Annotated in this window: 20 protein-coding genes and 1 riboswitch; of the genes, 17 read left to right on the top strand and 3 right to left on the bottom strand. The window is 71.5% G+C overall.

Annotated features, from left to right (window positions below; genetic code table 11):
* Positions 1-5: 5 nt before the first annotated feature.
* Positions 6-1124 carry a glycine cleavage system aminomethyltransferase GcvT gene (gcvT, locus tag UW392_RS23065; RefSeq protein WP_320776988.1) on the bottom strand — a complete coding sequence of 373 codons (1119 nt, stop codon included), beginning with the start codon at positions 1122-1124 and terminating at the stop codon, positions 6-8.
* Between the two features lie 157 nt (positions 1125-1281).
* Positions 1282-1393, bottom strand: a riboswitch (glycine riboswitch).
* Positions 1394-1613: 220 nt separating this feature from the next.
* Here gcvT and UW392_RS23060 point away from each other — a divergent pair.
* From UW392_RS23060 to UW392_RS23010, 11 genes are all read left to right on the top strand, one after another.
* A complete protein-coding gene (locus UW392_RS23060; protein WP_320776987.1) occupies positions 1614-2300 on the top strand; it encodes an AAA family ATPase in 687 nt (228 codons plus the stop codon).
* A 67-nt stretch (positions 2301-2367) separates the two neighbouring features.
* The gene (locus UW392_RS23055) at positions 2368-3144 is read left to right on the top strand and encodes an enhanced serine sensitivity protein SseB (RefSeq protein WP_320776986.1); all 777 of its coding nucleotides are present in this window, start codon (positions 2368-2370) and stop codon (positions 3142-3144) included.
* 260 nt (positions 3145-3404) lie between these two features.
* On the top strand, positions 3405-4196 hold the full coding sequence (locus tag UW392_RS23050; RefSeq protein ID WP_320776985.1) for an enhanced serine sensitivity protein SseB C-terminal domain-containing protein: 792 nt from the start codon (positions 3405-3407) through the stop codon (positions 4194-4196).
* A gap of 484 nt (positions 4197-4680) precedes the next feature.
* A complete protein-coding gene (locus tag UW392_RS23045; protein WP_320776984.1) occupies positions 4681-5679 on the top strand; it encodes an ABC transporter permease in 999 nt (332 codons plus the stop codon).
* Between the two features lie 69 nt (positions 5680-5748).
* On the top strand, positions 5749-7500 hold the full coding sequence (locus UW392_RS23040) for an ABC transporter substrate-binding protein (RefSeq protein ID WP_320776983.1): 1752 nt from the start codon (positions 5749-5751) through the stop codon (positions 7498-7500).
* Positions 7501-7569: 69 nt separating this feature from the next.
* On the top strand, positions 7570-8577 hold the full coding sequence (locus UW392_RS23035; protein ID WP_320776982.1) for an ABC transporter permease: 1008 nt from the start codon (positions 7570-7572) through the stop codon (positions 8575-8577).
* A complete protein-coding gene (locus tag UW392_RS23030) occupies positions 8574-9668 on the top strand; it encodes an ABC transporter ATP-binding protein (RefSeq protein WP_320776981.1) in 1095 nt (364 codons plus the stop codon). The genes UW392_RS23035 and UW392_RS23030 overlap by 4 nt, the downstream gene beginning before the upstream one ends.
* Positions 9665-11014 carry a dipeptide ABC transporter ATP-binding protein gene (locus tag UW392_RS23025; protein ID WP_414496620.1) on the top strand — a complete coding sequence of 450 codons (1350 nt, stop codon included), beginning with the start codon at positions 9665-9667 and terminating at the stop codon, positions 11012-11014. The genes UW392_RS23030 and UW392_RS23025 overlap by 4 nt, the downstream gene beginning before the upstream one ends.
* A gap of 71 nt (positions 11015-11085) precedes the next feature.
* Positions 11086-11793: a trimeric intracellular cation channel family protein gene (locus UW392_RS23020; RefSeq protein ID WP_320776979.1), complete on the top strand. Its 708-nt coding sequence runs from the start codon at positions 11086-11088 to the stop codon at positions 11791-11793.
* 26 nt (positions 11794-11819) lie between these two features.
* Entirely contained in the window at positions 11820-12665 is an 846-nt protein-coding gene (locus UW392_RS23015) for a thioesterase family protein (protein WP_320776978.1), read from the top strand.
* A 90-nt stretch (positions 12666-12755) separates the two neighbouring features.
* Positions 12756-13925 (top strand): cysteine desulfurase family protein, encoded by a 1170-nt coding sequence (locus UW392_RS23010; protein ID WP_320776977.1) that lies wholly within the window; start codon positions 12756-12758, stop codon positions 13923-13925.
* Positions 13926-14025: 100 nt separating this feature from the next.
* Here the strand turns inward: UW392_RS23010 and UW392_RS23005 are convergent, their stop codons facing one another.
* Positions 14026-14688, bottom strand: a complete 663-nt coding sequence (locus UW392_RS23005; RefSeq protein WP_320777006.1) for a peptidoglycan recognition family protein — start codon at positions 14686-14688, stop codon at positions 14026-14028.
* Between the two features lie 60 nt (positions 14689-14748).
* On the opposite strand from UW392_RS23005, the gene mnmA reads away from it, so the two are divergent.
* A complete protein-coding gene (mnmA, locus tag UW392_RS23000; protein ID WP_320776976.1) occupies positions 14749-15885 on the top strand; it encodes a tRNA 2-thiouridine(34) synthase MnmA in 1137 nt (378 codons plus the stop codon).
* A 3-nt stretch (positions 15886-15888) separates the two neighbouring features.
* On the opposite strand, the gene UW392_RS22995 is transcribed toward mnmA, so the two are convergent.
* Positions 15889-16221, bottom strand: a complete 333-nt coding sequence (locus UW392_RS22995; RefSeq protein ID WP_320776975.1) for a DUF427 domain-containing protein — start codon at positions 16219-16221, stop codon at positions 15889-15891.
* Positions 16222-16272: 51 nt separating this feature from the next.
* Here UW392_RS22995 and UW392_RS22990 point away from each other — a divergent pair, with 51 nt between their 5' ends.
* The 5 genes from UW392_RS22990 to UW392_RS22970 all read left to right on the top strand — a co-directional run.
* Positions 16273-16812, top strand: a complete 540-nt coding sequence (locus UW392_RS22990) for a TIGR00730 family Rossman fold protein (protein ID WP_320776974.1) — start codon at positions 16273-16275, stop codon at positions 16810-16812.
* Positions 16813-16840: 28 nt separating this feature from the next.
* Positions 16841-17539 carry an SDR family oxidoreductase gene (locus tag UW392_RS22985; protein ID WP_320776973.1) on the top strand — a complete coding sequence of 233 codons (699 nt, stop codon included), beginning with the start codon at positions 16841-16843 and terminating at the stop codon, positions 17537-17539.
* Positions 17540-17569: 30 nt separating this feature from the next.
* Positions 17570-18604, top strand: a complete 1035-nt coding sequence (locus UW392_RS22980; RefSeq protein WP_320776972.1) for a methionine synthase — start codon at positions 17570-17572, stop codon at positions 18602-18604.
* 15 nt (positions 18605-18619) lie between these two features.
* Entirely contained in the window at positions 18620-20815 is a 2196-nt protein-coding gene (gene ligA / locus UW392_RS22975) for an NAD-dependent DNA ligase LigA (RefSeq protein ID WP_320776971.1), read from the top strand.
* A 229-nt stretch (positions 20816-21044) separates the two neighbouring features.
* The coding region (locus tag UW392_RS22970; RefSeq protein ID WP_320776970.1) for a bifunctional diguanylate cyclase/phosphodiesterase at positions 21045-23260 on the top strand (2216 nt) is incomplete at its 3' end.

The following is a 23260-nucleotide window of genomic DNA, read 5'->3' as shown; positions in this document are numbered from 1 at the left end:
TCCGGCTACTTCTGGCGACGGTAGAACGGCAGCGCCACGACCTCGTACGGTTCGTGGGTGCCCCGGATGTCGACACCGACCCCCGGTGTGCCGGGCGCGGCGTGCGCGGCGTCCACGTACGCCATGGCGATCGGCCGGCCGAGGGTGGGGGACGGCGCCCCGGAGGTGACCTCGCCGATCACGGCGCCGTCCGCGACGACCGCGTACCCGGCGCGCGGGACCCGGCGGCCCTCGGCGACCAGGCCGACGAGCACCCGCGGCGGGTTCTGCTCGGCCCGGGCGGCGGCCTCCTCGAGGGCGGCGCGCCCCACGAAGTCACCCTCCTTGCCGAACTTCACGACCCGCCCGAGTCCCGCGTCGAACGGGGTGAGCGCGGTGGACAGCTCGTGCCCGTACAGCGGCATGCCCGCCTCCAGGCGCAGCGTGTCCCGGCAGGACAGGCCGCAGGGGGTGAGGCCCGCGGCGGCGCCCGCGTCGGTGAGCGCCTGCCACAGCTTCTCCGCGTCGGCGGGAGCGACGAACAGCTCGAAGCCGTCCTCGCCGGTGTACCCGGTGCGGGCGATCAGCGCGGGGACGCCCGCGACGGTGCCGGGCAGGCCCGCGTAGTACTTCAGGCCGTCCAGGTCGGCGTCGGTCAGGGAGGCCAGGATCCCCGGGGACTCCGGGCCCTGCACGGCGAGGAGCGCGTACGCGTCGCGGTCGTCGCGCACCTCGGCGTCGAAGCCCGCGGACCGCTCGGTGAGCGCGTCCAGCACGACCTGCGCGTTGGAGGCGTTGGCGACGACCATGAACTCGGTCTCGTCCAGCCGGTAGACGATCAGGTCGTCGAGGATGCCGCCGTCCTCGCGGCAGATCATGGTGTAGCGGGCCCGGCCGGTCCTCACGGCACCGATGGCGCCGACCAGCGCGTGGTCCAGCAGGGCGGCGGCCCCCGGGCCGGTCACCGTGATCTCACCCATGTGCGAGAGGTCGAACAGACCGGCCCGGGTGCGCACGGCGAGGTGCTCGTCGCGCTCGGAGCCGTACCGCAGGGGCATGTCCCAGCCGGCGAAGTCGGTCATCGTGGCGCCGAGCGCGCGATGCACGGCATCGAGCGCGGTACGGCGGAGGGGGCTGCTGCTCATCGGGGGTGCTCCAAGGGCATGACGGGCGAGGTCGTTCCTCCCCATCTGTCATCGAAACCTGAGAGGTTCGCCCCGACCTCCCGACGGCTGTCGGTCACGGTCGGCGGCTTGCACCTTGGGTGGAGCCACCGCGGAGCGGCTCGCTTTTCAGATGTGCCTCGCCCGCGCGGTAACTGGGCCTGAGAGATTCAAGGGAGGGACTTGCTCCTTCGGCGCCCCGGTGGCAGCGGCGGACAGCGGCTGACCGGGAACTCTCCCGCGCGGATTCAAGCGGCCGGTATGCAGTTGGCGGGCACATCATTGCACGCATCGGCGCGCCGCGGCAGAGGGGTCCCCGCCGGGCCGGAAAGTGGAATCCGCACAGCCTCTGGACAGGATCCGCCACGCGTCACAGCGTCCTGTAGCAGGGCTGTGGCAGGACAGAAACGGAAAAGGAAACACCGGGCATTACCTTCTCTTTACACTCGACGGGGATGGGTCGCCATACCCATGGGGAGGACGATCACGGTGAACAGGACCACGGCGTGCGCCACGACCTCCGGCCTGGCGCTGCCCGAGCAGCCGGCCGGCCGGGCCCGGGCCGCGCGCGGCCCGTACCCCCAGGTGGTCGTCCGCGACCTGAGGGAACGCTCGGGCCGCAGCCCCCACGACCTCTCCTTCGGCACCCACGACCTCGTCGTCGTCACGGGCCTCCCCGGCAGCGGCAAGTCGACCCTCATGCGGCGCGCGGTGCGGGGCCCGCGCATCGACTCCCAGGACACCCGTGACCGCTTCGACGCCCGGCTGGCCGGATTACTGCCGTACGCCGTCTACCGGCCGCTGGTACGGCTCGCCCACTACGCGGGCCTGCACCGGGCCCTGCGCTCCGGCAGCGGCGTCGTCGTGCACGACTGCGGCACCCAGGCCTGGGTGCGCGGCTGGCTCGCCCGGGAGGCCCGCCGCCGGGGCGGCACGCTGCACCTGCTGCTCCTCGACGTCTCGCCCGGCCAGGCCCGCGACGGCCAGCGGGAGCGCGGACGCGGGGTCTCCCGCTACGCCTTCGCCCGCCACCTCGCGGCGACGTCCCGGCTGCTGCGCACGGTGGAGCAGGGGCGCCTGCCGGAGGGCTGCGGCTCCGCGGTGGTGCTGGACCGGGAGGCGGCGGAGGTGCTGACGCGGATCGACTTCACGATCTGAGCGCCACGGCCATTAGGGTTTTGACCCTCAGCAGCGGTACGCGGTACGAGCAGGCGGTAGGCGGCAGATGGACTTCCCGGCGGACTTCCCGGCACAGGCGCACCCCCAGGGCCACGGCGGATGGCCCGGCAACGAACTGGAGGAGGTGCTCTCGGCGTCGCTCGGCCGGCCGGGCGCCGGCGGCCGGATCGTCGAGGTCCTCGCCCGCAGCTTCCTGTGGATCCCGCTGCCGGAGGGCGGCGGCCCCGACAGCGGCCCCCTCGACCTGCCCACGCTGCAGCTGGAGGGACAGGTGTACGTGCCGGTCTTCAGCTCGGAGCAGCAGTTCCGGCAGGTGGTCGGCACCCACATGTCGTTCACGGTCGCGCCCGCCGTGGAGTTCGCCCGCGGACTGCCGCCGCAGGCCGGCCTCGTGGTGAACCCGGACGGCGTGGTCGCCGTACCGCTGCCGCCGGCCGCGGTGGCCGAGCTGTGCCGGGCCGGGCGGACCGAGCTGGACGGCGACGCGGGCGGGGCGCGGGTGCGCCTGTTCGAGCCGGACTGGCAGGACGAACCGGTGGACTTCCTCGCCGCGGCCTCGGCCGAGTTCGCGGCGACCGGCGTGGTGCTCTCCGCCCGCCGCTGTCTGGCCGCGATCGAGACCGCCGATCCGGTGATGTTCATCGGTGTCGAACTGGCCCCCTGGGACACGGACCATGCCGTCCCGCTCGACGCGGTGGGCCGCGCGATGGGCCGGGCCGCGGTGCGGTACCCGGTGAACATGATCTTCCTCGACGTGGCGCAGGACCCGGTGGTCGACTGGCTGCGCGAGCGGGTGCGGCCCTTCTACCAGCAGGGGTACTGAACCTCGCCGACGGCCGCACGCCGGTGGGCGGACACCTCCCGCGGCGTGCGTCAAGTCGCTGTCGGAAGGGACGATTACCCTGGTTCCATGGCCCGGTGGGACGAGGCCGTGCGCCGGAGCCGGGGAGCCCGGGACCGTTCCCGGGCGTTGCAGAATGGCTCGGCCGGGAGGTCGGCGGGCCCGGCGGAGCGCCGGACGCGTCACCGCGACCGGGTCCGGTTCGATTTTGACGTGATGGTGTGGCGAAGGGGCGGTAGAGGGTGAGCGCGTCGGGCACGGCCGCGGCCGGGCAGGTCGAGCACATGCTGCGCCAGGTGACGCCCGGGCGTTACGACGCCTATGAGGCGCTCCTGCGCGCCCTCGCGGCCCCCGCCTCCGGCCAGGTCTGGATGCTGCTCTGGCACGGGCAGGCCGGCTCCCCGGACGCCCAGTACGGGAACATGGAGGTGGACGGATACGGCTACGCGCCCTGCGTCACCTCCGCCCAGGAGCTGTCCGCCAGCGGCTGGAACCGCTCCTACGAGGTGGTCGACGGCCTCGACGTCGCCCGCACCCTCTACCCCGACCACTACGGCCTGTGGCTGAACCCGCACGCGCCGGGCGGCGGCGTCGGCATCCCCTGGCTCGACCTGCGCCGCATCGCCACCGGCCTGGACCGCCAGCCCTCGGGCCCGCTCCGGCTCTCCGAGCCCGGCATCCAGATCCCGCAGTTCTACGCCCTGCTCACGCAGAACGCCCACCGCACCATGGCGGTCCGCTCGCTGCGCCGGGCCTGGGTGCAGCCCGCGCTCGGCGCGCCGTACCTGGCCATCGGGCTCGACGTGTACGACACCTCGCCGGCCGCGGTGGACTCCGTGCGGGCGATGATGCAGCAGTCCATCGGCGCCGTGCCGGACGGGCTGCCCGTCTCGACCGTCGCGATGTCCGACGGTGACGACCCGGTGGCGATGTGGCTGCGCGCCAACGCCCGCCCGTTCTACGACCGTGAGGCCCACGCGGCCCCCGCCCAGGCCCCGGCCGGCGGGGGGTACGGCTACCCGGGCGGGTACTGATCCGTCCGCGGTCCGTACGACCGGGACGACCGGGACGACCGGGTTCGTCCGGCGTACGCACCTGACGCTTTCTCACTCTTCGACACGCCTCCACAACGCCTCCACAAGAGTGGGGGTGCTTTGGTCATGCGATGTCCGCATCTACGCGGGTAAATGACCGCCGCGCCCCCTTGCGCCCCAAGTGCCCCGTGTCCGACCCCCGTTGAACGGCGTCCGGATAACGGAACACCTCGAAAGGCATCACGGTTGTGCATACTTTCTCCGTCACGTCTGGCGGGTGATCGTGACGGCGTTGAAGACTCGCCACAATCATGCGTGGGGTCCTTCGAGCCCCGGCGCGAGTCTCGGGGGAGACATCGACTGCGCAGGCGCACCCCTTCATCACGGGGTGTCATCCAGGACCCTGCGCGGCAACACAGCGAATCAGGCCGTACAGCGGCGTGCGTAAGCCGGTGAACCACCGGCGAGAAGGGGCAAGGCACTTGTGACGGCACCGATCGAGACCACGGGATCGCAGGCCGAGGCCCAGCCCGAGGCCGTCCTGGCGGGCGTCGAGGCCAAGAAGATCGAGGGCCGGTCCCTCGGGCAGATCGCCTGGACCCGCTTCAAGCGCGACAAGCTGGCGATGGCGGGTGGCATCGTTGTCGTGCTGCTCATCGTCATCGCCGCCCTCTCCCGTCCGCTCCAGGCACTGCTGGGCCTCGACCCGAACGAGTTCCACCAGGACCTCATCGACCCCAACACCACGCTTCCGCTGGGCGGCTTCGGCGGCATGAGCTGGGAGCACCCGCTCGGAGTGGAGCCGAAGTTCGGGCGCGACATCCTCGCGCGCATCCTGGAGGGCTCCTGGGTCTCCCTCGTCGTGGCCTTCGGCGCGACGCTCCTGTCCAACGCGATCGGCGTCGTGCTGGGCCTGGTCGCCGGCTACTACGGCGGCCGGGTCGACTCGATCATCAGCCGCCTGATGGACACCTTCCTCGCCTTCCCGCTGCTGCTCTTCGCGATCGCCATCTCGGCGACCCTGCAGGGCGGCGCGTTCGGGCTCGAGGGACTGCCGCTGCACATCGGGGTGCTGATCTTCGTCATCGGCTTCTTCAACTGGCCCTACATGGGCCGCATCGTCCGCGGCCAGACGATGGCCCTGCGCCAGCGCGAGTTCGTGGACGCCTCCCTGGGTCTCGGAGCCAAGGGTCCGTACATTCTCTTCAAGGAACTGCTGCCCAACCTGGTCGCGCCGATCATCGTCTACTCGACGCTGCTGATCCCGACCAACATCCTCTTCGAGGCCTCGCTGAGCTTCCTCGGTGTCGGCATCCAGCCGCCGCAGGCCTCGTGGGGCGGCATGCTCAACCAGGCGGTCGACTTCTTCGAGGTCAACCCGCAGTTCATGATCGTTCCTGGTCTCGCCATCTTCATCACCGTCCTGGCCTTCAACCTCCTGGGTGACGGCCTGAGGGACGCCCTCGACCCCCGCAGCCGCTGACGTCTGCGGTCGCGGCCGGGTGCCGCGTCCAGCCCACGTGTTCAACCGACGAAGAGGAACCCACCCACCATGCGAAGGTCAGTAATCGCCGTCGCCGCGGCCATAGGCAGCGCCAGCCTCGTGCTGTCCGGCTGCAGCAAGGCCGAGGAGAACGGGGACAGCGAGACGAAGGCGGCGGGGGCCGACGCGGCCACCAAGGACGTCGTCAACGCCTCCACCGAGAAGGGGGGCACGGTCACCTACGCGATGTCCGACGTGCCGGACTCCTTCGACCCGGGCAACACGTACTACGGCTACATGCTCAACTTCAGCCGTCTCTACGCGCGTGCGCTGATGACGTACAAGCCGGGCGCCGGCAACGCGGGCAACGAGCTGGTCCCGGACCTCGCCGAGAGCGCGGGCGTGCCCAGCGACGGCGGTAAGACCTGGACGTACAAGCTGCGCAAGGGCCTCACCTACGAGGACGGCACCGCGATCACGTCCAAGGACGTCAAGTACGCCGTCGAGCGCTCCAACTTCGCGCGTGACGTGCTGTCCCTCGGCCCCAACTACTTCCAGGTCCTGATGGAGGACGGGGACAAGTACAAGGGCCCGTACAAGGACAAGAGCGACAAGGGCCTGGAGTCCATCGAGACGCCGGACGACACCACGATCGTCTTCAAGCTCAACAAGCCGTTCCAGGAGTTCGACTACGTCGCGGCGATGCCGCAGACGGCTCCGGTGCCCAAGGCCAAGGACACGGGCATCGAGTACGAGAAGAAGATCGTCTCTTCCGGCTCGTACAAGTTCGAGAGCTACGAGCAGGGCAAGCAGGCCGTCCTCGTCCGCAACGACAAGTGGGACGAGAAGACGGACCCGATCCGGAAGCAGTACCCGGACAAGATCGTCGTCAAGCTGAAGCAGAACCCGGAGACGATCGACAAGGACCTTCAGTCCGGCGCGATCATCGCCGATCTGGCCGGCACCGGTGTCCAGGCGTCGACCCAGGCGCAGATCCTGAACGACGCGGACGCCAAGGCCAACACCGACAACCCGTACGGCAGCCGGCTCGTCTACATGGCGGTCAACACCAAGGTGAAGCCGTTCGACAACGTCGCCTGCCGCAAGGCCGTGCAGTACGCCGTCGACAAGGTCTCCGTGCAGACCGCGATGGGCGGCCCGGTCCGTGGTGACATCGCCACCACCGTGCTCCCGCCGGACGTCACCGGCTACCAGAAGGCCGACACGTACGCCTCCGAGGGCAACAAGGGCGACGTCGCCAAGGCCAAGGAGCAGCTGAAGGCCTGCGGCGAGGACACCATCAAGACCAGCATCACCGCGCGCACCGACCGTCCGGGCGAGGTCGACGCGGCCACCGCGATCGTGGACTCGCTGAAGAAGGTCGGCATCGAGGCGTCGATCAAGCAGTACCCGTCGGGCAAGTACTTCACCGACTACGCGGGCGTGCAGAAGTTCACCGAGGACAACAACGTCGGCCTGATGATGATGCAGTGGAGCTCCGACTGGCCCAGCGGCTACGGCTTCCTGAACAACATCCTGAACGGTGCCGCGATCGGCGCGTCCGGCAATACCAACCTCTCCTACGTCGACAACAAGGAGCTCAACGAGCTCCTCGACAAGTCGATCCAGACCGAGGACCAGGCCGAGCGCGAGAAGCTCTACGCCCAGATCGACAAGAAGGCGATGGACGAGGCCGTCATCGTCCCGCTGACCTACCTCAAGAACCTGCTGTACCGCTCGCCGTACGCCACCAACGTGGTCTCCACGTCCGGCTACACCGGTCAGTACGACTACCTCAACATCGGTACCACCAAGAAGTAGCCCTGGAAGGCAGGTGAAGGCATTGGCGCCCGCGGGTCGCACAACCCGCGGGCGCCGGCGCCGGTCCCCGTGATCTCGTACATCATCCGCCGGGCGATCGCGGCAGTCGTACTGCTGCTGGTCGTCACCGCGGTCACCTTCGGCATCTTCTTCCTGCTGCCGAAACTGGCCGGCCAGACGCCCGACCAGCTGGCCGCGCAGTACATCGGGAAGAGCCCCTCGCCCGAGGACATCGCGGCCGTCAAGGCCAACCTCGGGCTGGACAAGCCGGTCTACCAGCAGTACTTCGAGTTCATCAAGGGGATCGTCTCCGGCGCCACCTATGACCTCGGGCCGACCACCACGCAGTGCAACATGCCGTGCTTCGGCTACTCCTTCAAGCAGCACATCGAGGTCTGGCCGCAGCTCGTCGACCGCCTCCCGGTGACCCTCTCGCTCGCCGCCGGTGCCGCCGTGCTGTGGCTGGTCTCCGGTGTCGCCGCCGGTGTGGTCTCCGCCCTGAAGCCCGGCTCGATCTTCGACCGCTCCGCGATGGGCGTGGCGCTCGCCGGCGTCTCGCTCCCCATGTTCTTCACCGGTCAGCTCGCCCTGCTGGTCTTCAGCTACCAGCTGGAGATCTTCGGCCGCACCTACGTGCCGCTGACCGAGAACCCGTCCCAATGGGCGAACACCCTGTTCCTGCCCTGGTGCTCGCTGGCCCTGCTCTACTCCGCCATCTACGCGCGCCTCACCCGGTCCGGCATGCTCGAGACCATGAACGAGGACTTCATCCGCACCGCGCGGGCCAAGGGCCTGGGCGAGCGGAAGGTCGTCGTCAAGCACGGTCTGCGCGCCGCGCTCACCCCGATTGTTACGGTCTTCGGCATGGACATCGGCCTTCTCCTCGGCGGCGCGGTGATCACCGAATCGGTGTTCTCGCTGCCCGGCATCGGCCAGTACGCCGTCCAGGCGATCACCGACAACGACCTGCCGCCGATCCTGGGCGTCACGCTGCTGGCCGCCTTCTTCGTCGTGCTCTGCAACCTGGTGGTGGACGTGCTGTACGCCACCGTCGACCCGCGCGTGAGGCTCTCGTGACCGACCAGACCAAGACCGGGGCCGCGGTGAGCGAGCCCGAGCGCACCGAGGCCGACCCCAAGGCGTTCCTCGACGTGCGCGACCTGAAGGTGCACTTCCCGACCGACGACGGCCTGGTCAAGTCCGTCGACGGGCTCTCCTTCCAGCTGGAGAAGGGCAAGACCCTCGGCATCGTGGGCGAGTCCGGCTCCGGCAAGTCGGTGACCTCGCTGGCGGTCATGGGCCTGCACCGGCTCGGCGCGCGCGGCAAGAACGTGCAGATGTCCGGTGAGATCTGGCTCGACGGCAAGGAGCTCGTCGGGGCCGACCCCGACGAGGTGCGCAAGCTGCGCGGCCGCGAGATGGCGATGATCTTCCAGGACCCGCTGTCCGCCATGCACCCGTACTACACGGTCGGCAACCAGATCGTGGAGGCCTACCGGGTCCACCACGACGTGGACAAGAAGACGGCCCGCAAGCGTGCCGTCGAGCTCCTGGACCGCGTGGGCATCCCGGAGCCGGCCAAGCGGGTGAACAGCTACCCGCACGAGTTCTCCGGCGGTATGCGCCAGCGCGCCATGATCGCGATGGCGCTGGTCAACAACCCCGAACTGCTGATCGCGGACGAGCCGACCACCGCGCTCGACGTGACGGTGCAGGCGCAGATCCTGGACCTCGTCCGGGACCTGCAGAAGGAGTTCGGCTCCGCGGTCATCATCATCACCCATGACCTCGGCGTGGTCGCCGAGATCGCCGACGACATCCTGGTGATGTACGGCGGACGGTGTGTGGAGCGCGGACCCGTCGACCAGATCTTCGAGGGCCCGCAGCACCCGTACACCTGGGGCCTGCTCGGCTCGATGCCGCGCATCGACCGTGCCCAGACCGACCGGCTCATCCCGGTCAAGGGCTCGCCGCCCAGCCTCATCAACGTCCCCTCGGGCTGCGCCTTCAACCCGCGCTGCCCGTACGCCGACGTGCCCAAGGGCAACATCACCCGCACGGAGCGCCCCGAACTGCGTGAGGTCGGCAGCCGGCACTTCACCGCCTGCCACATGCCGCAGGAGGACCGCACGCGGATCTGGAACGAAGAGATTGTGCCGAAGCTGTGAGTGACACCGACACCCGGACAGGGACGACGGCCGTGACCGACACCGACGAGAAACCGCTGCTCAAGGTCGAGGGCCTGGTCAAGCACTTCCCCATCAAGAAGGGCCTGCTGCAGCGGCAGGTCGGGGCGGTCAAGGCCGTGGACGGCATCGACTTCGAGGTGCGCCGCGGCGAGACCCTCGGTGTCGTCGGCGAGTCCGGCTGCGGCAAGTCGACCATGGGCCGGCTGATCACCCGCCTCCTGGAGCCGTCGGGCGGCAAGGTCGAGTTCGACGGCACCGACATCACGCACCTGGACACGGGTGGCATGCGGCCGCTCCGCCGCGACATCCAGATGATCTTCCAGGACCCGTACGGCTCGCTGAACCCCCGGCACACCATCGGCTCCATCGTCTCCGCGCCGTTCAAGCTGCAGAACGTGGAGCCCGAGGGCGGGGTCAAGAAGGAGGTCCAGCGCCTCCTGGAGCTGGTGGGCCTGAGCCCGGAGCACTACAACCGGTACCCGCACGAGTTCTCCGGCGGCCAGCGCCAGCGCATCGGCATCGCCCGCGCGCTGGCCCTCAAGCCCCGCATGGTCGTGGCCGACGAGCCGGTCTCCGCACTCGACGTGTCCATCCAGGCGCAGGTCGTGAACCTGATGGACGACCTCCAGGACGAGCTCGGCCTGACGTACGTGATCATCGCGCACGACCTCTCCGTGGTCCGGCACGTCTCGGACCGCATCGCGGTGATGTACCTCGGCAAGATCGTCGAGCTGGCCGACCGCCACTCGCTGTACGACGCGCCGATGCACCCGTACACCAAGGCGCTGATGTCGGCGGTGCCGATCCCGGACCCGAAGCGGCGGCACCAGAAGAGCGAGCGCATCCTGCTCAAGGGTGACGTGCCCTCGCCCATCGCGCCGCCGAGCGGCTGCCGCTTCCACACGCGGTGCTGGAAGGCGACGGAGATCTGCAGGACCACCGAGCCGCCGCTCCTGGAGCTGAAGCCGGGACAGCGGGTGGCCTGCCACCACCCGGAGAACTTCGCGGACCAGGCCCCGCAGGACACCGTGCTGCTGTCGGCCGCGAAGGAGGCGGCGGAGCTGGTGCCGGAGGCGGCGTCCGCGAAGCCCGCCGCCGCCGAGAAGACCCCGGAGCCCGCCGCCGAGAAGACCCCGGAGCCTGCCGCCGGGAAGACCCCGGAGCCCGCCGCCGAGAAGACCCCGGAGCCTGCCGTGCAGGAGACCCCGGAGCCTTCTGCCGAGGTGACGCCGGAGGCTGCCGCCGCGAAGGAGACTTCCGAGTCCTCCGCGAAGGAGATCCCCGGGTCCTCCGAGAAGAAGGCCCCGGAGTCGGACGGCAAGTGATAGCGCGGGTGTGACGGAGCCCCCACCTTGGTTCTCAAGGTGGGGGCTTTCGCTTGGGTGAGAATGGCAGGGTGTTCCAGTCAATCTTCAGCCCTTCGGTCCAGCACACGATCGACCTGATCGGCATCTTCGTGTTCGCCGTCTCCGGTGCGCTGCTGGCCGTGCGCAAGAACTTCGACGTGTTCGGCCTCGCCGTCATCGCGGAGGTCACCGCGCTGGGCGGGGGACTCTTCCGGGACCTGGTCATCGGGGCCGTACCGCCCGCCGCCTTCACCGACCTCGGCTACTTCCTCACCCCGCTGTTCGCCGCCGGCCTGGTCTTCTTCCTCCACCCGGAGGTGCAGCGGATCGAGACGGCCGTGAACGTGTTCGACGCGGCGGGGCTCGGGCTGTTCTGTGTGGTGGGCACGGTGAAGGCGTACGAGTACGGGCTGAACCTGCCCGCGTCGGCCGCGCTGGGCCTCGCCACGGCGGTCGGCGGCGGCGTGCTCCGTGACGTGCTCGCCAACGATGTGCCCTCGCTGCTCCGCTGGGACCGTGACCTGTACGCCGTGCCCGCGATGGTCGGCGCCGCGATGGTCGCCGTCTGCATCCGCTTCGACGCGCTGAACGCCGTCACCTCCGGCCTCGCCGTGGTCACCGCCTTCGTGCTGCGGCTGCTCGCGATGCGCTACCACTGGCGGGCGCCGCGCGCGTGGAACCGCAGGTCGACGGCGGTCGAGGTGGCGGAGACGGAGGACCGGGACGGCAAGGTGCCGCACTATGAAGCTACCGCTTAGTAACAATTTCGTTGTACGGTACCGCCATGGTTCAGGCACCCCAGGCGACCATCGGCGACAGCGAGTTCGACCGTGACACCGCCCTCATCCGACGTGACGAGGGCGTCTACGACATCGACCTCTCCGCCGGGTGGACGATCTTCGACGCCGTCAACGGCGGCTACCTCCTCGCCGTGCTCGGCCGCGCCCTCGCGGACGCCCTGCCGCATGCCGACCCGTTCACCGTCACCGCGCACTACCTGACCGCCTCCCGGCCGGGCCCCGCGGTGGTCCGCGCGGATGTCGTCCGCACCGGCCGCACCCTCTCCACCGGCCAGGCCTCCCTCTTCCAGCGCGACGAGGACGGCCGCGAGGTGGAGCGCATCCGCGTCCTCGCCTCCTACGGCGACCTGGACACCCTGCCCGACGACGTCCGCACCACGGCGGAGCCGCCCGCCATGCCGCCCGTCGAGCAGTGCTTCGGCGCAGAGGACGGGCCCGCCCCGGTCCCCGGCAGCTCCGCGATCGCCGACCGGCTGCTGCTCAGGCTCGACCCCTCGACGCTCGGCTGGGCACTCGGCGCACCCTCCGGGAAGGGCGAGATGCGGGCCTGGTTCGGCCTCGCGGACGGCCGCGACCCCGACCCCCTCGCGCTGCTGCTCGCGGTGGACGCGCTGCCGCCCACGGCCTTCGAGCTGGGCCTGTCCGGATGGGTCCCCACGGTCGAGCTCACGGTGCACGTACGGTGCCGCCCGGCGCCCGGCCCGCTGCGGGTGTCGGTCACCACGCGCAACCTCGCCGGCGGCTTCCTGGAGGAGGACGCCGAGGTCTGGGACAGCGCGGACCGGCTGGTCGCCCAGTCGCGGCAGCTGGCGCGGGTGCGGCTGGGCTGAGCCGGCGCGGCTCCCTGCGCACATCCGTCGGCCGCACGGCGCCATGTCGGTCGAGGGCGGTCCGGGGCGCCGCCGTAGAATCGGGAAATCATGGCTTACCTCGACCACGCGGCGACCACCCCGATGCTCCCCGAGGCGGTGCAGGAGCTGACCGCCTGGCTCGGCGTCACCGGCAACGCCTCCTCGCTGCACGCGGCCGGCCGCAGGGCCCGCCGGACCGTCGAGGAGGCCCGCGAGACCCTCGCCGAGGCCCTCGGCGCCCGCCCCAGCGAGGTGGTGTTCACCTCAGGCGGCACCGAGGCCGACAACCTCGCAGTCAAGGGCCTGTACTGGTCCCGGCGGGCCGCCGACCCCGCCCGCACCCGGGTGCTCGCCAGCCCCGTCGAGCACCACGCCGTGCTGGACGCCGTGGACTGGCTCGGTGAGCACGAGGGCGCCACCGTCGAGTACCTGCCCGTCGACCCCCACGGCCGGGTCCACCCCGAGGCCCTGCGCGCGGCCATCGCCCGCGACCCCGACGACGTCGCCCTCGCCACCGTCATGTGGGCCAACAACGAGATCGGCACCGTGATGCCGGTCCGCGAACTGGCCGACGTGGCCGCGGAGTACGGCGTACCGCTGCACGCCGACGCCGTCCAGGCCTTCGGCCAGCTGCCCGTCGACTTCGGTGCCTCGGGGCTCGCCGCCATGACCGTGACCGCCCACAAGGTCGGCGGGCCGTACGGCATCGGCGCGCTGCTGCTGGGCCGGGAGCACGGCCCGGTGCCGGTGCTGCACGGCGGGGGCCAGGAGCGCGACGTCCGCTCCGGCACCCTGGACGTCCCCGCCGTGGCCTCCTTCGCCGTGGCCGGGCGGCTCGCCGCCGAGCGGCGGGAGTGGTTCGCGCGGGAGATCGGCGGCCTGCGCGACGAACTGGTCGACGCGGTCCGCGCGGCCGTCCCGGACGCGATCCTGGGCGGCGACCCGGCCCCCGGGGGGCGCCTCCCGGCCAACGCCCACTTCATGTTCCCCGGCTGCGAGGGCGACTCCCTCCTGCTGCTCCTCGACGCCCAGGGCATCGAGTGCTCGACCGGCTCCGCGTGCTCGGCGGGCATCGCCCAGCCCAGCCACGTCCTGCTGGCCGCCGGCGCCGACCCCGACCTGGCCCGCGGCACGCTCCGCTTCTCCCTCGGCCACACCTCCACGCGCGAGGACGTGGAGGCGGTGGCGAAGGCGATCGGCCCGGCGGTGGAACGGGCGCGCACGGCGGGGCTCGTCTAGGGCCTGTTGCGAAAGTCCCGCCGCCCGGCCCGCCCTTCGGGCGGACGACGGGACTTTCGCAACAGGCATAGGAGCCCGGCCGGGGACCGGACACAGGCACTCAGGCCTGTTCCGTGCGCGCCTCCCGCACCAGCCGCAGGTAGCGGTCCCAGTCGAAGTGCGTGCCGGGGCACGTGTGGTCCGAACCGGGCACCTCCACGTGCCCGATGATGTGCTCGCGGTCGACAGGAATGTCGTACCGCGCGCAGATCCGGGCCGTGAGCTGCGCGGACGCCGCGTACATCTCGTCCGTGAAGGCCGCCGGGTCCTCCACGACGCCCTCGTGCTCGATGCCGACGCTGCGTTCGTTGTAGTCGCGGTTGCCCGCGTGGTACGCGACGTCCAGCTCGCGGATCATCTGGGTGATGTGACCGTCCTTGCGGACGATGTAGTGCGCGGCCGCACGGTGCGCCGGGTTCTGGAACACCCGTACGGCACTGTCGAAGCTGCCCTGGGTGATGTGGATGACCACCATGTCTATGGAGTAGTCGTCGGGCCGGTCCGCGGCCCGGTAGTTGGCCGAGGAGGCCGCCACCCAGCGGACCCCCGCGAAGTCGACGTCGCCCTCCGTGCGCGGCTTCTGCGCGCCCGGCGCCTGCCAGTACAGCTTCACCAGGTCCTCGCGCGCGAGGACGACCGCACCGGCGGCCGCCGCCCCGCCGATCAGCAGGGCGCGCCGGCCGAACCGCCGGTCACCGTTCTTGGAAGCTCTTCTCTCCCCCACGTGGGCCTCAACGGACACGGGCGCCCTCCGGTTCCCGGCGCCCCGTACTCTTGAGGGGCTATGACTGAGACCTCGCCGCGCACCCGCCCCCTCCGCGTCCTCGCCGCCATGTCGGGCGGGGTGGACTCCGCCGTCGCCGCCGCCCGCGCCGCGGAAGCGGGTCACGACGTGACCGGCGTGCACCTCGCGCTCTCCGCGAACCCGCAGTCCTTCCGCACCGGGGCGCGCGGCTGCTGCACCATCGAGGACTCCCGTGACGCCCGCCGCGCCGCGGACGTGATCGGCATCCCGTTCTACGTGTGGGACCTCGCCGAGCGCTTCCGCGAGGACGTGGTGGAGGACTTCGTCGCCGAGTACGAGGCGGGGCGCACCCCGAACCCGTGCCTGCGCTGCAACGAGAAGATCAAGTTCGCCGCGCTCCTCGACAAGGCGCTGGCCCTGGGCTTCGACGCGGTCTGCACCGGCCACTACGCGCAGGTCGTCACGCTGGACGACGGCACGCGCGAGCTGCACCGCGCCTCCGACATGGCCAAGGACCAGTCCTACGTCCTCGGCGTGCTGGACGAGAGGCAGCTCGCCCACGCGCTGTTCCCGCTCGGCGACACGGTCACCACCAAGGAGGAGATCCGCGCCGAGGCCGAGCGCCGGGGCCTCGCGGTCGCCAAGAAGCCCGACTCCCACGACATCTGCTTCATCGCCGACGGCGACACCCAGGGCTTCCTGGCCCGCCGCCTCGGCAAGGCCGAGGGCGACATCGTCGACGAGTCCGGCACCACCATCGGCACCCACGAGGGCGCGTACGGCTACACGATCGGCCAGCGCAAGGGCCTGCGCATCGGCACCCCGGCCCCCGACGGCAAGCCGCGCTACGTCCTGGACATCTCCCCGGTCGACAACACGGTGACGGTGGGCCCGGCGGCCTCCCTGGACGTCACCGCCCTGACCGCGATCAAGCCCCGCTGGTGCGGCACGGCCCCCTCCGGCCCCGGCACCTACACCGCCCAGCTCCGCGCCCACGGCGGCGAGACCGAGGTCACGGCGGAGCTGGTCGCCGGCGAGCTGCGGGTGTCCTTCACGGAGCCGGTGCGGGGCGTGGCGCCCGGCCAGGCGATCGTGCTGTACGACGGGACGCGGGTGGTGGGGTCGGCGACGATCGCGTCCACCACGCGCGCGCGTGCTGCCGTCGGCGCGGGCTGAGCCCTAGGCCGACACCTCGGCGTCGTAGAAGCACAGGTGCCCCTTCAACTCGGCGACCTCCTCCTTCGGCTCGGGGTACGCCCACACGAGGTCCGCGGCGTCCGGCAGCGACCAGTAGGACGCCGTGCCCTTGAACGGGCAGTAGGTGGTGGTGTCGGAGGCCGTCAGCAGGTCCGTGCGGACGTCCTCCGCGGGGAGGTAGTAGCGCACGGGACAGCCCGTCTCCCGCAGGACCAGGGGGCGGGTGCTGTCCGCGAGGACCGTGCCGTCGCGCACCACGCGGACGTGCTCGGTACCGCGCTCGATGGTGATCTCGTGTCCGTGTCGAGTGGTCATGGCAGGGGAAGCACCGCGAAGCCCGTGCTTCTTCCCCGTACTGTGCTGCCCATGAACATCTGTGTCTTCCTCTCCGCCGCCGACCTCGACGAGCGCTACACCCGCCCCGCGCGCGAGCTCGCGGAGCTCATCGGCAAGGGCGGGCACTCCCTGGTGTGGGGCGGTTCCAATGTGGGGCTCATGAAGGTCGTCGCGGACGGGGTGGAGGAGGCGGGCGGGCGCCTGGTGGGCGTCTCCGTCGAGTTCCTCTCGGACCGGGTGCGGCCGGGGGTCGACGAGATGGTCGTCGCGAAGGACCTCGCCGAGCGCAAGCGGCTGCTGCTGGAGAAGGCCGACGCGGTGATCATCATGGTCGGCGGCACGGGCACGCTCGACGAGGCGACCGAGATCCTGGAGCTGAAGAAGCACGGACACACGGAGATGCCGGTGGTGCTGCTGAACACGGCCGGCTTCTACGACGGCCTCAAGGAGCAGTTCCGGCGCATGGAGGCCGAGGGCTTCCTGCCGCGGCCCCTCACCGAGCTGGTCCTCTTCGCGGAGGAGCCGGTGGGGGCACTGGCCCACCTGGAGGAGAGCCAGGGCATCGAGTGAGCCGCAGTGGTGCGCCGGTGATGCGAGCATGGCGGGCATGGCTACACATGTGATCACCGGAGCCGGTTCCGGCATCGGCGCGGCCGTCGCCCGCCGTCTGCACGCGCGCGGGGACGAGATCTGGCTGCACGCGCGCGACGCGGGCCGCGCCAAGGAGCTGGCGGCCGAGTTCCCCGGCGCGAGGACCCTGGTGGGGGACCTCGCGGACCCCGACAGGCTCTCCTGGGCCTTCTCCCACCAGACGCTGCCCGAGCGGGTCGACTCGCTCATCCACAGCGCGGGCGTCATCGAGCTCGGCCGCATCGGGGAGCTGACTCCCAAGTCCTGGCACCACCAGCTGAACGTGAACCTGATCGCGCCGGCCGAGCTCACCCGCCACCTCCTGCCCCAGCTCCGCACGGCCCGCGGCCAGGTCGTCTTCGTCAACTCGGGCTCCGGGCTGCGCGCCTTCGGCGACTGGGGCGCGTACGCCGCCTCCAAGCACGGTCTGAAGGCCCTGGCGGACTCCCTGCGCCACGAGGAGCACGGCAACGGCGTCCGGGTCACCTCCGTCTACCCGGGGCGCACCGCGAGCCCCATGCAGGCCAAGGTGCATCAGCAGGAGGGCAGGGAGTACGACCCCGCCGAGTGGATCGACCCGGAGTCGGTCGCCACCACCGTCGTGATGTCCCTGGACCTGCCCCGGGACGCCGAGGTGAACGACCTGACGGTGCGTCCGGGGCGCTGACGCGCGCGCGGGGTTACGTACCCTTCGGGGGTGAGTTCCACAGCAGCGAATGAGAACAGCGGGGTCCGGTTCGGGCCCGCCACCGGTGTCGGGTCCATGCCCGGCGGCGACGCGCGTGAGGCCGCCCGGACCGTGACCGGCACCTTCGAGGGGCCGGAGACCGGGATGCCGTACCTGCCCGAGCTGCCCGCGCGCGGACCCGGCGCCGACATGATCGGGCGGAGCGCGGGGATGCTCGTCGAGCTGTACGCGCGCGTGGAGCCCAGCGGCTGGCGGCTCGGGGACCGGCCGGGCCGGGACACCAGAAGGGCGGCGTCCTGGCTCGGCGAGGACCTCGACGCGCTGGAGGAGTTCACGCAGGGGTACGAGGGGCCGCTGAAGGTGCAGGCCGTCGGACCCTGGACCCTCGCCGCGGCCCTGGAGCTGCGCAACGGCGAGGCCGTCCTGTCCGACCCGGGCGCCTGCCGGGACCTCGCCGCCTCGCTCGCCGAGGGGCTGCGCCTGCACCTCGCCGAGGTGCGGCGGCGCGTCCCCGGCGCGCAGGTCGTCCTCCAGCTCGACGAGCCCTCCCTCACCGCCGTCCTGCGCGGACAGGTGCGGACCGCCAGCGGCTACCGCACGCACCGCGCCGTGGACCGGCAGGTCGTCGAGGCCGCCCTCCGGGACGTCGTGGGGGTGCACGGTGGCGGCCCCGTCGTGGTCCACTCGTGCGCACCGGACGTCCCGTTCGCGCTGCTGCGCCGGGCGGGCGCGAGTGCGATCTCCTTCGACTTCTCCCTGCTCACCGAGCGTGACGACGAGGTGATCGGGGAGGCGGTGGAGAGCGGCACCCGGCTCCTCGCCGGTGTCGTGCCGGGCACCGACGGCCCGTTGTCGGACCCTGCGGGTAGCGTCATGGGGGTCAGGACGCTGTGGCGCAGGCTGGGGCTGTCTCCGGGGCTTCTCGCGGACGCGGTCACGGTCACTCCGTCGTGCGGACTCGCGGGAGCCTCCCCCGAGTACGCGCGCCGGGCGCTCGCCCACTGCGTCCGGGCGGCGAGATCCCTCGCGGACAACCCAGAGTAACGGGAGGACGACACGGTGGCCGGCGACAAGCAAGCGGAGTCCACAGCGGTACCCGCCGAGGCACGGCAGCGGCACGCACAGCTCTCCGAGCAGGTCGAGGAGCACCGCTTCCGGTACTACGTGAAGGACGCACCCGTCATCAGCGACGCGGACTTCGACGGCCTCCTGCGCTCCCTGGAGGAGCTGGAGCAGGAGTACCCGGAGCTGCGCACGCCCGACTCGCCGACCCAGAAGGTCGCCGGGTCGTACGAGACGGAGTTCACCGCGGTCCAGCACCGCGAGCGCATGCTGTCCCTGGACAACACGTTCAACGACGAGGACCTGGCCGCCTGGGCCGACCGCATCGCCAGGGAGCTGGGCTCCCAGACGTACCACTTCCTGTGCGAGCCCAAGGTCGACGGCCTCGCCGTGAACCTCACCTACGAGAAGGGCCGCCTCACGCGCGCGGCGACCCGCGGCGACGGCCGCACCGGCGAGGACATCACGCCCAACGTCCGCACCATCGCGGAGATCCCGGACCGTCTCAAGGGGGACCGGGTCCCCGACCTCGTGGAGATCCGCGGTGAGGTCTACTTCCCGATGGAGAAGTTCGAGGAGCTGAACGCCCGCCTGGTGGAGGCCGGTGACAAGCCCTTCGCCAACCCGCGCAACGCGGCGGCCGGTTCACTGCGGCAGAAGGACCCCCGCGTCACCGCCACCCGACCCCTGCACATGGTGGTCCACGGCATCGGCGCCCTGGAGGGCTTCACCGGCCTCACCCGCCTCTCCGAGGCGTACGACATGCTGCGCTCCTGGGGCCTGCCGACCGCCCGGCACAACCGGGTGGTGGACGGCCTCGACGGCGTCCGGGAGTTCATCGCGTACTTCGGCGAGCACCGCCACTCCGTGGAGCACGAGATCGACGGCGCCGTCATCAAGCTCGACGAGATCCCCCTCCAGGGCCGCCTCGGCTCCACCTCGCGCGCCCCGCGCTGGGCCATCGCCTACAAGTACGCGCCGGAGGAGGTCAACACCAGGCTGGTCAACATCCGCGTCGGTGTCGGCCGCACCGGCCGCGTCACGCCGTACGCGCAGGTCGAGCCGGTCACGGTGGCGGGCTCCGAGGTCGAGTTCGCCACGCTGCACAACCAGGACGTGGTCAAGGCCAAGGGCGTCCTCATCGGCGACACGGTGGTGCTGCGCAAGGCCGGGGACGTCATCCCGGAGATCCTCGGCCCGGTCGCCGACCTGCGCGACGGCAGCGAGCGGGAGTTCGTGATGCCGTCGGAGTGCCCCGAGTGCGGCACGCCGCTCAGGCCCATGAAGGAGGGCGACGTCGACCTGCGCTGCCCCAACGCCCGCAGCTGCCCCGCCCAGTTGCGCGAGCGGCTGTTCTACCTCGCCGGGCGCAAGTCCCTGGACATCGAGCAGTTCGGGTACGTGGCCGCCGCGGCGCTCACCAAGCCGCTGGAGCCGGCCGAGCCGCCGCTCCTGGACGAGGGCGACCTCTTCGACCTCACCGTCGAGCAGCTGCTCCCCATCAAGGCGTACGTCCTCGACCAGGACAGCGGACTGCCCAAGCGGAACCCGGAGACGGGCGAGGAGAAGATCGCCACGGTCTTCGCCAACCAGCAGGGCGAGCCGCGGAAGAACGCCCTCGCGATGCTGGAGAACATCGCGGCCGCGAAGGACCGCCCGCTGGCCCGGATCCTGACAGGGCTGTCGATCCGGCACGTCGGTCCGGTCGCGGCCGAGGCGCTGGCCCGCGAGTTCCGTTCCGTGGACCGCATCCAGCAGGCCACGGAGGAGGAGCTCACCGCCGTCGACGGCGTGGGCGCGATCGTCGCCCGGGCGCTCAAGGAGTGGTTCGCGGAGGAGTGGCACCAGGAGATCCTGCGCAAGTGGAAGGCGGCCGGGGTCCGCATGGAGGACGAGGGCTCCGGCGAGGACGAGGGGCCCCGTCCGCTCGAAGGACTCACCGTCGTGGTCACCGGCACGCTGGAACACCACACACGGGACGGGGCGAAGGAAGCCCTGCAGAGCCGCGGCGCGAAAGTGACTGGTTCCGTTTCCAAGAGGACTTCCTTCGTCGTTGTGGGTGACAATCCGGGATCGAAATATGACAAGGCCATGCAGCTCAAGGTGCCCGTGCTGAACGAGGAGGGCTTCGCCGTCCTGCTCGAGGAGGGGCCGGAAGCGGCCGCGGAAGTCGCACTTCCGACCGAGGAGTAGCGGTTGAAGGCCACCCGATCGGCGCATACCAGATGCATACGGGTGGCCGGGTCGCATTCGGGCAACCGTCGGCGACCGCTGCCCGTGGAAGCCTTCTGCGGCCTACTGTTGAGGTGTGCGCCTGCCGTGCCCAGACGCGTGGTGGGTTTTCAGACGCGGTGCCGTTGAAGGTCTGTCGGGAGCAACGGGCCGCGCTGCGTGGGCACCGCCGGCTGTGAGAGGGACGGGAATGGAACCGACCGAGAGCGCCGCCCCGGACCCGCGGCTGCGCCTGCGCCGGCTGTCCGGAGCATGGCTGAGCAGCCGACGGGCAGGGGCAGGGCGGCCGTCGGGGCGGGCGGCCGCGGACGTGCGCGGCGGGCTCACGGGCCACGACCCCGCTCATGGCCGCCTGGTGGACCGTGACACCGAGGACACCGAACGGCACCTGACCTGGCCCGTGTTGCCCGCCGCCGTCGTCGGGGTGGCGGGCGCGGTGCTGGGCGCCGGCTTCTACCGCGCGTTCAGCGGCCAGCACGCCCTTTTCCCGTCCGGTACGGCCGGCTGGGCGCTGGCCGTGCTGGCCGGTGTCATCGTCGGCCACCTCGTCGCCCTGGGCCGCTCCCGCTGGTGGGGCGGCACCGGTTCCGGCGCCGCCCTGGTCCTCGCCGTCCTGCTGCTGTACGGCTGGGTGCCGGCCGGCATGGTCAGCCTCACCGTCGTCGTCCTGGTCGGCGTCGCCCGCCGGGGCCACTGGCGGCAGGGCGTGCTGCACGGCGCGGTGGACATCCTCGGCATCGGCGCCGGGGCCCTGGTGCTCGGCGCCTTCGGCCGCGTCCCCTCCGTCGAGTCGCCCTGGAACCCCGAGACCTGGAACCTCTACGCGGCGCCCCAGGTGGTGCTGGTCGCCGCCGCCTACCTGCTGGTCACCCGCGGACTGCTCTGGTACCTGCACGCCCCGCGCGGCGGCGGGGTGCCCACCATCGCCCGCACGGCGCTGGTCCGGCAGGGGATCGTGGCGGCCGCGCTGCTCGGCATCGCACCGCTCGTCTGCGTGGTGGCCGTGGCGCAGCCCATCCTGCTGCCGCTGTTCGCCATCCCCCTCTTCGCGCTCGACTCCACGCTGCACTTCGCCCGCGTCCGCGCCGAGGAGCAGCTGCGCGACCCGCTCACCGGGCTGCCCAACCGGCAGTGGCTGCTGGAGCGCACCTGGACGGCGCTCGACAACGCGGAGCGGATCGGTGCGCGGTCGGCCCTGATGCTGATCGACATGGACCGTTTCCGCTCCGTCAACGACACCCTCGGGCACCTCGCGGGCGACCGGCTGCTGCTCCAGATCGCCGACCGGCTGCGGGTGGCGCTGCCGCGCGGGGCGGAGGCCGCGCGGCTGGGCGGCGACGAGTTCGCCGTGCTGCTGCCGGTCGCCGACTCCACCACGTCCGCCAGCCGGGTCGCCCGCAACCTCGTCTCCGCGCTCGGCTCACCGCTCGACCTCGACGGGCTCACCCTCGTCATGGAGGCCAGCGCCGGACTCGCCGTCTTCCCCGACCACGCGCTCGACGCGGAGGGGCTGCTGCGCCGGGCCGACGTGGCGATGTACCAGGCCAAGCGCGACCGCACCGGGGTGGAGGTGTACGAGTCCAAGCGCGACTCGAACACCCCGGACCGCCTCGGACTGCTGGGTGACCTCAGGCGCGCCCTCGACGCGCACGAGGTGGAGCTCCACTACCAGCCCAAGGTCCGCTTCGACGGGCAGGTGGCCGGCCTTGAGGCGCTGGTGCGGTGGGTGCACCCGGAGCGGGGCAGGGTGCCGCCGGACGAGTTCATAGCGATAGCCGAGTCCTCCGGGCTGATGCCGCACCTGACGGAGTACGTGCTGGAGACGGCCCTCGGCCAGGTCGCCAAGTGGCGCGCCCAGGGGCTGCACGTCCCCGTCGCGGTGAACGTCTCGCCGCGCGACGTGCACACCCCCGGCTTCGCGGGCGCGGTCGCCGGACGGCTCGCCCGGCACGGCGTCCCGGCGGGCTCGCTGCAGCTGGAGATCACCGAGCACGTCCTCCTGGAGGACCCGCAGCGGGCCGCGGACACCCTGGCCGGCCTGACCGGGCACGGCGTGAAGATGTCCCTGGACGACTTCGGCACGGGCTACTCCTCCCTGGTGCACCTGCGGCGGCTCCCGGTGAGCGAGCTCAAGATCGACCGCTCGTTCGTGGCCCGGCTGGCCATCGACAACGAGGACGCGGAGATCGTCCGCTGCACCGTCGACCTCGCGCACTCCCTGGGGCTGCTGGTGGTCGCCGAGGGCGTCGAGGACGACGAGACCTGGGAGCGCCTGCGCGACCTCGGCTGCGACGCGGTCCAGGGCTGGCTCGTGGCCGCCGCGATGCCGCCCGAGGAGACCACGGCATGGCTGCGGGCCCGCGGCTCCCGCGGGTGGCAGCGCCCGGCCGCCGCCCTGCCGGCGGC

The sequence above is a fragment of the Streptomyces sp. CRN 30 genome (genome assembly GCF_034105845.1).
This window is presented reverse-complemented; position numbering and strand designations above follow the sequence as displayed.